This is a genomic window from Vibrio sp. Sgm 5, from assembly GCF_026241575.1.
In the GTDB taxonomy this organism is placed as follows: domain Bacteria; phylum Pseudomonadota; class Gammaproteobacteria; order Enterobacterales; family Vibrionaceae; genus Vibrio; species Vibrio jasicida.
The window spans coordinates 1-7,804 of sequence record NZ_JAPHPY010000098.1 but is presented as its reverse complement, the minus strand read 5'-3'; the positions used below and the strand labels follow the sequence as shown (position 1 = coordinate 7,804).

Genomic DNA, 7,804 nt, shown 5'->3' with positions numbered 1-7,804 from the left:
TTCGTTTCTTTCGAAGCGTTGCCGTGTCAGCGAGGTGGCATTATAGAGATTGCGATCACATTGGCAAGCCCTTTTTCACCTTTTTTTTGACTTTTTTACCGTTCGGATAAATTTGCGTCAAAAGCGGTCAAAAGAGCACGTTATTTCTACAGTTCTTTGAATTTATCTGCGAAAAGAGCCACTTTCTCCCAATTGGTGTATTCCACTTCTTTGGTCGTATCGGTTTCGCCACCCGTCATCGACATAATGAACTTAATCATCGTTTTGTCGAACCAACCATAACGTGGGTAATAAAGAGCACCAGCAAAAACACCGATTAAGGTTGGTTTCCAAGGTGACTTAATTAGGAACTTACGAATGTAAGCGCTGCCTTCTGGCGTATCCTTTCCTTGGTCTTCTTTACGAGCGGTTAGGTTTACGCAGAAGAACGCCACTTTACTTTGTTCAAGTTGATTGAGGTTTCGCTCAATAAACTGGTACAGCTTCTTATTAAGATGACCATAACGAATAGACGCTCCAATCAATACCCTTTCGTATTGGCTAAAATCAATCGTCTCAACATTATGTAAATCCACCAACTCACATTCGAAGTCTGTTAGCTTCTCATCTATATAGCGGAGAATTTTTTTAGTCTGCCCTTCACGGGAGGAATATAGAAATAATGCTTTTGCCACGATTTCCCCTTAGCTACGCCAAAACGTCGGCGTAAGTAGAATAAGTAAGGTAAAGATTTCCAGACGACCAAACAACATGGAAACAATCAGCACCCATTTTGCTTTGTCGTTTACATCGCCAAAGTGAAGCGCAACTTCACCCAAGCCTGGACCTAAGTTGTTCAGCGTTGCAGCAACCGCGGAGAACGCACTTAGCTCATCCATTCCGGTCGCAATCAAACCCAGCATACAGACCACAAACACTAAAGCATAAGCAGAGAAAAAACCCCACACTGCATCTACAACTCTTTGCGGCAGAGCGCTTCCACCGACTTTAATGGTGTAGACCGCGCGAGGATGAACCAAACGCTTAAGTTCACGAGCGCCTTGCAAGGTCAGCAATAAGATACGGATCACTTTCATACCGCCACCAGTAGAACCAGCACACCCTCCTATAAAAGAAGAGAACAGTAACAATACTGGTAAAAACAATGGCCAGTCGGCAAAGCCTGTCGTTGTAAAGCCAGCCGTAGTAGAGATGGAAACAGTCTGGAAAAGCGCTTGGTCGAATGCATCATAGGTTGAATCGTAAGAATGGTGGTTCAACAATAATAAGAAACACACCAAGAACAGAACGACTTGGATGAAGATGAAAGCGCGGAACTCTGGATCTTTCCAATAGTATTTAGGATGCACGCCGCCAGACGCAAACGCGGCGAAGTGCAAAGAATAGTTACATGCCGAGATTAACAAGAAGACAACAGTAATCATGTTAATCGCATAGCTATCGAAATAGCCCATGCTGGCATCGTGCGTAGAGAAACCACCGATAGCAATAGTTGAGAAGCTATGGCTAATAGCATCAAATGGCGTCATACCGGCCAACCAAAATGCCACGGCACATGCGATCGTCAGACTTAAATAGATATACCATAGCGCTTTAGCCGTTTCGGCAATACGCGGCGTCATCTTAGTATCTTTGACTGGCCCTGGGATTTCTGCACGATAAAGCTGCATACCACCGATACCAAGCACTGGTAGGATTGCAACGGCTAATACGATGATCCCCATACCTCCAAACCACTGTAGAAGCTGGCGGTAAAACAAGATTGCTTTGGGTAATTCATCAAGTCCAACGATAACTGTCGCGCCAGTGGTCGTTAAAGCAGAGAAGGATTCAAAAAAGGCGTCAGTCACAGATATATTTGGGTTGTCTGAGATAAGAAAAGGGATCGAGCCTGCACTGCCTAGTACTGTCCAGAAAAGAACAACAATAAGAAAGCCATCACGTGCTTTTAACTCGTGTTTATACCTGCGGTTTGGGAACCAACATATCCCACCACACAATAGAAGTACGAAGAAAGTCGTGACAAAAGGTACACCCGCACCATCTCGATAGATGAGTGCGACCAATGCTGGCGCGAGCATTGTGACACTAAAAAGCGCGAGCAATAGCCCGACGATTCGAATAATTGAACGAAATTGCATGGATTAATTGACTAGCGAAGCTGTCCCTGTGGCTTCCTATATTTCATTATTGTCCGTCTATAGGGGTGACAATTGCCTTTGCACCGCTTTTGTTGATGATAGTTTGGGTAAAGGCGCTCACTTCACGTAGCTCAATTTCCAACACTAATACCACCTGATCGCTGTACTCAGCTTCAACTTCAACCGCACCAAACTGGGGCATGATCGACTGTGCGATAGGCATAAAACCATAGTCTAACTCTAGACGGAGTTTTGTGGTTATTTTTTTCTCAATTGTTTGAAGCAGCTTGAGCGCTTGTTGCACACCGCCACCATAAGCTTTCACCAAACCACCCGTGCCTAACTTAATGCCACCAGAATATCGAGTAACAACAGCTGTGAGTTCTCCTACACCTGAACCAGACAATTGAGCTAGGATCGGTTTTCCGGCTGTCCCCGATGGTTCTCCGTCATCGCTAAACCCCCACTTCATCGAATCTTCTGGTCGACCCGCAACAAATCCCCAGCAGTTATGCCTTGCATCAGAGTGCTTGGTTTTGATCTGCTCTACGAACGCCTTTGCAGCCTCTATGTTCGGCGTATGAGCCAAATAGGTAATAAAGACGCTCTTTTTGATTTCTTCTTCAAATTGAGCAGGCGCGGCAGGGATAAGATAAGGCAGGTCATTCATAGGATTAGGTCACTTTTCTCTTTGTCCAAAGTCTATCACGAGACGGAATTGTGAGTCGCATAAGATCTGCACTAGCGCACAATGTTAAACACTTGTTTAAAAATGTATTGAAATTAACCAATCCGAAGTCCAAACTAACTTCACTGGTCTAACCAGAACTATAAATAAAACGACTTTCCTCTATATCTATTTGTTGCCTTACAGGCGCTCAGCCCGCATCAAATCGGTATACAGACAATCCAAGATTGTATGTCATGGAGATAGACAATGATTTACCAAGCCGAAACCCTACAGGTAAAGGAAGTACAAGATGGTATTGCAGAACTAAGCTTCTGCTCTCCAAAATCCGTTAACAAGCTCGACCTAGCGACACTAGAGTCACTCGACAAAGCCCTTGATGCACTAAAAGCGCACCAAGGACTGAAGGGCTTGATGCTCACCTCAGATAAAGACGCGTTCATTGTTGGCGCTGACATCACCGAATTCTTAGGTCTTTTTGCCAAGACAGACGCTGAGCTCGATCAGTGGCTGCAATTTGCTAATAGCATCTTTAACAAGCTGGAAGACTTACCCGTCCCGACGATTTCGGTACTTAAAGGTCACGCGTTAGGCGGCGGCTGTGAGTGTGTGCTTGCAACTGATATGCGAATTGGTGACAAGACCACCAGCATCGGTCTACCAGAAACAAAACTGGGCATCATGCCGGGCTTTGGTGGTTGTGTACGTCTGCCACGTGTTATTGGCGCCGACAGCGCAATGGAAGTGATCACTCAAGGTAAAGCGTGTCGTGCGGATGAGGCATTAAAGATTGGTCTTCTTGATGCGGTTGTCGATAGCGACGCACTTTACGAGTCAGCACTACAAACACTGACATCGGCAATCAACGAAAAACTAGACTGGCAAGCTCGTCGTAAGCAAAAAACGTCACCACTGACGCTAAGTAAACTCGAGTCAATGATGAGCTTTACCATGGCGAAGGGTCTAGTGGCTCAGAAAGCCGGTCCTCATTACCCAGCTCCAATGACTGCCGTTATTACTATTGAAGAAGGCGCTCGCTTTGCTCGTAACGAAGCATTAGGCATTGAACGCAAGCACTTCGTAAAACTGGCTAAGTCTGAAGAAGCAAAATCACTGGTTGGTTTGTTCCTTAACGACCAATACATTAAAGGGCTTGCGAAAAAATCAGCTAAGTCAGCAAGTAAAGACACGCAACGTGCGGCTGTGCTTGGTGCGGGTATCATGGGCGGCGGCATCGCTTACCAATCTGCACTAAAAGGCGTTCCGGTGTTAATGAAAGACATCGCGCAACCTTCACTCGACTTAGGCATGACTGAAGCATCTAAGCTGCTAAATAAACGCTTGTCTCGTGGTCGCATTGATGGCTTTAAGATGGCTGGTATTTTAGCGTCTATCACACCAAGCTTACATTACGCAGGCATCGAAGAATCAGACGTGATTGTTGAAGCTGTAGTAGAAAACCCGAAAGTAAAAGCAGCAGTGCTGAGTGAAGTCGAATCGCATTTAGGTGACGACACGGTTATCACCTCAAACACCTCGACGATTCCTATCAACCTATTGGCAAAATCGCTGAAACGCCCAGAAAACTTCTGTGGCATGCACTTCTTCAACCCAGTGCATCGTATGCCTCTCGTGGAGATCATCCGTGGTGAACATACGTCTGATGAAACCATCAATCGTGTTGTTGCCTACGCAGCGAAAATGGGCAAATCACCAATTGTCGTCAATGACTGCCCTGGGTTCTTTGTAAACCGCGTATTGTTCCCATACTTTGGCGGCTTCAGCATGCTACTTCGTGATGGTGCTGACTTTACGAAAATCGACAAAATCATGGAGCGTAAGTTTGGCTGGCCGATGGGACCTGCATACTTGCTCGATGTTGTTGGTATTGATACCGCCCACCACGCACAAGCAGTGATGGCGCAAGGCTTCCCTGAGCGCATGGGCAAACAAGGTCGTGACGCGATCGATGCACTGTTCGAAGCAGATAAATACGGCCAGAAAAATGGCAGTGGCTTCTACAGCTACACCATTGATAGAAAAGGTAAGCCGAAGAAAACCTTCTCTGAAGAAATCTTGTCGGTACTCGCTGACGTTTGTGCCGATAAGCAGGACTTTGACGAGCAGACCATCATTCAACGCATGATGATTCCAATGATCAACGAAGTGGTACTGTGTCTACAAGAAGGCATCATCGCCACTCCACAAGAAGCGGATATGGCACTGGTTTACGGTCTTGGCTTCCCTCCATTCCGCGGCGGCGTATTCCGCTACCTAGATAGCGTAGGTATTGCCGAGTTTGTTGCCATGGCAAAACAATACTCGGATCTCGGTGCAATGTACCAAGTACCACAGATGCTGATTGATATGGCGGCGAAAGGTGAAAGCTTTTACGGTGCACAACAGCAAGGTTCTATCTAAGGAGGGATGCTAAAATGACTAATCAAACAAGAAATGTTGTCGTAGTCGATTGTCTACGTACTCCAATGGGTCGCTCTAAAGGTGGTGCTTTCCGTCATACGCGAGCAGAAGATCTATCCGCACGCCTAATGAAGGGGATTCTTGCACGTAACCCACAAGTAAACCCAAGCGAGATTGAAGATATCTACTGGGGCTGTGTACAACAAACCCTAGAACAAGGCTTTAACGTGGCACGTAATGCGGCGCTACTTGCTGGTCTACCAATTGAGATTGGCGCCGTGACGGTTAACCGCTTGTGTGGTTCATCAATGCAAGCGCTTCACGATGGTACACGTGCCATCATGACTGGCGACGCTGAAATCTGCCTAATTGGTGGTGTTGAGCACATGGGACACGTACCAATGAACCACGGCGTGGACTTCCACCCTGGTATGTCAAAGACAGTTGCAAAAGCAGCAGGCATGATGGGATTAACCGCTGAAATGCTTGGTAAGCTACATGGCATTAGCCGTGAGCAACAAGACGAGTTTGCCGCGCGTTCTCATGCTCGTGCACATGCAGCAACCGTAGAGGGTCGTTTTAAAAACGAAATCCTACCGATTGAAGGCCACGCAGCAGACGGCACGCTATTCACTCTAGATCACGATGAAGTGATTCGTCCTGAAACATCCGTTGAAGGCCTATCTCAACTTCGTCCAGTATTCGACCCTGCTAACGGCACAGTAACAGCCGGTACATCGTCAGCGTTGTCTGATGGTGCATCAGCGATGTTGATCATGAGCGAAGAAAAAGCCAATGAGCTTGGTTTGAAGATTCGTGCACGCATTAAAGGTATGGCCATTGCGGGCTGCGATCCTTCAATCATGGGTTACGGTCCTGTACCTGCGACGCAAAAAGCGCTCAAGCGTGCTGGTCTTTCAATTGAAGACATGGATGTGGTTGAGCTAAACGAAGCATTTGCCGCTCAATCTCTGCCATGTGCTAAAGACTTGGGTCTGCTTGATGTTATGGATGAGAAGGTCAACCTTAACGGTGGTGCGATTGCATTGGGTCACCCACTTGGTTGTTCTGGCTCACGTATCTCGACGACGTTGATCAACTTAATGGAAGCGAAAGACGCAAAATACGGCCTAGCAACCATGTGTATCGGTTTAGGTCAGGGTATTGCAACGGTATTTGAACGACCATAGTTTGTTTAAGAAACGCTAGGTTGTAGTGATCAATCCAACAATCACGAGCAAATGAACCAATACTGAAAATTTTTAGTATTACACTTAAGGGCGGCATCTGATGTCGCCCTTTGTTTTACGCCAAACATTGCTTACATGCACAAAAAGCATACATTAAATGCTCAAGTTTCATTTTATTCATAGACAAAGAAGACATACACTTAGCAGCAGTTGATATCTTGCTGCATGTGACCCAGAGTCACGCTACCGCACAATCGGAGAACCTTATGTTTAATGCTCTAGTTCTAAATCAAGAAGACAAACGTACTATCGCTAGCATCGAGCAAATCGATGAAACACAACTGCCTGAAGGCGACGTTCTGATTGACGTTGATTACTCATCGTTGAACTACAAAGACGGTCTTGCAATTACAGGTAAAGGTAAAATCATCCGTAACTTCCCGATGGTGCCGGGTATTGACCTAGCAGGTACAGTAGTAAGCTCAGAAGACGACCGCTACCAAGCAGGCGACAAAGTTGTTCTTACTGGTTGGGGTGTAGGTGAAAACCACTGGGGCGGTATGTCTCAACGTGCTCGCCTAAAAGCGGATTGGCTAGTACCACTACCAAAAGGTCTAGACAGCAAGAAAGCAATGATGGTTGGTACTGCTGGTTTCACTGGAATGCTATGTGTTCAAGCACTGCTTGATGCAGGCATCAAACCTGAAAACGGCGAAATCCTAGTAACTGGTGCAAGTGGCGGTGTAGGCTCAGTAGCAGTAACGCTTCTAGCACAGCTTGGCTACAAAGTTGCTGCAGTGACAGGTCGCGTAGAGAAAAACGGCCCACTACTAGAAAAGTTAGGTGCTAGCCGCATCATCGACCGCGTTGAATTTGAAGAGCCAGCACGTCCGCTTGAGAAACAAGTATGGGCAGGTGCGGTTGATACCGTAGGCAGCAAAGTACTAGCAAAAGTATTGGCGCAAATGGATTACAACAGTGCAGTTGCAGCTTGTGGTCTTGCAGGTGGCTTCGATCTACCTACTACAGTAATGCCGTTCATCCTGCGTAACGTTCGTCTACAAGGTGTGGATTCTGTTTCATGCCCATATGAAAAACGTACTGCAGCATGGGAAAAATTGGTTGAGCTGCTACCAGACAGCTACTTCGAGCAAGCTTGTACTGAGGTAGAACTAGCTGAAGCACCAAAATACGCTGAAGACATCACAAACGGTCAAGTAACTGGTCGCGTGGTTATCAAGCTATAAGCGTTAACCCTTCGATAGAATAAATGAAGCCGGGTCATTGCCCTGTCTCTTGATCACAAGTCTAGTGATCAAGAGACATTGCGAGTTCGTAGCCTTCAAGGATGGTTTGTAGTTTAA

Annotated in this window: 6 protein-coding genes; 3 read left to right on the top strand and 3 right to left on the bottom strand. The window is 46.3% G+C overall.

The genetic code is table 11. The features are described 5' to 3' along the window. Window positions 1-146 precede the first annotated feature (146 nt). The 3 genes from hemG to OQJ86_RS25785 are packed head-to-tail and all read right to left on the bottom strand — an operon-like array spanning window position 147 to window position 2,811. A complete protein-coding gene (hemG, locus tag OQJ86_RS25795) occupies window positions 147-674 on the bottom strand; it encodes a menaquinone-dependent protoporphyrinogen IX dehydrogenase (protein WP_038875125.1) in 528 nt (175 codons plus the stop codon). A 9-nt stretch (window positions 675-683) separates the two neighbouring features. Then, window positions 684-2,141, bottom strand: a complete 1,458-nt coding sequence (locus tag OQJ86_RS25790) for a TrkH family potassium uptake protein (protein WP_038870255.1) — start codon at window positions 2,139-2,141, stop codon at window positions 684-686. Window positions 2,142-2,187: 46 nt separating this feature from the next. Next, a complete protein-coding gene (locus OQJ86_RS25785; protein WP_038875131.1) occupies window positions 2,188-2,811 on the bottom strand; it encodes a YigZ family protein in 624 nt (207 codons plus the stop codon). A 267-nt stretch (window positions 2,812-3,078) separates the two neighbouring features. On the opposite strand from OQJ86_RS25785, the gene fadB reads away from it, so the two are divergent. The 3 genes from fadB to OQJ86_RS25770 all read left to right on the top strand — a co-directional run bounded on the left by fadB (window position 3,079) and on the right by OQJ86_RS25770 (window position 7,687). Continuing rightward, window positions 3,079-5,250: a fatty acid oxidation complex subunit alpha FadB gene (fadB, locus tag OQJ86_RS25780; protein WP_265992107.1), complete on the top strand. Its 2,172-nt coding sequence runs from the start codon at window positions 3,079-3,081 to the stop codon at window positions 5,248-5,250. 14 nt (window positions 5,251-5,264) lie between these two features. Next, window positions 5,265-6,440, top strand: a complete 1,176-nt coding sequence (fadA, locus tag OQJ86_RS25775; protein WP_102389341.1) for an acetyl-CoA C-acyltransferase FadA — start codon at window positions 5,265-5,267, stop codon at window positions 6,438-6,440. A 266-nt stretch (window positions 6,441-6,706) separates the two neighbouring features. Next, complete coding sequence (locus OQJ86_RS25770) at window positions 6,707-7,687, top strand: MDR family oxidoreductase (protein WP_265992104.1); 981 nt, start codon at window positions 6,707-6,709, stop codon at window positions 7,685-7,687. Window positions 7,688-7,804 lie beyond the last annotated feature (117 nt).

Bases quoted from the DNA above. Each gene is read 5' to 3' on its own strand.
- OQJ86_RS25785 (WP_038875131.1), bottom strand. From the start codon at position 2,811: ATGAATGACCTGCCTTATCTTATCCCTGCCGCGCCTGCTCAATTTGAA.
- OQJ86_RS25770 (WP_265992104.1), top strand. From the start codon at position 6,707: ATGTTTAATGCTCTAGTTCTAAATCAAGAAGACAAACGTACTATCGCT.
- fadA (WP_102389341.1), top strand. From the start codon at position 5,265: ATGACTAATCAAACAAGAAATGTTGTCGTAGTCGATTGTCTACGTACT.
- fadB (WP_265992107.1), top strand. From the start codon at position 3,079: ATGATTTACCAAGCCGAAACCCTACAGGTAAAGGAAGTACAAGATGGT.
- OQJ86_RS25790 (WP_038870255.1), bottom strand. From the start codon at position 2,141: ATGCAATTTCGTTCAATTATTCGAATCGTCGGGCTATTGCTCGCGCTT.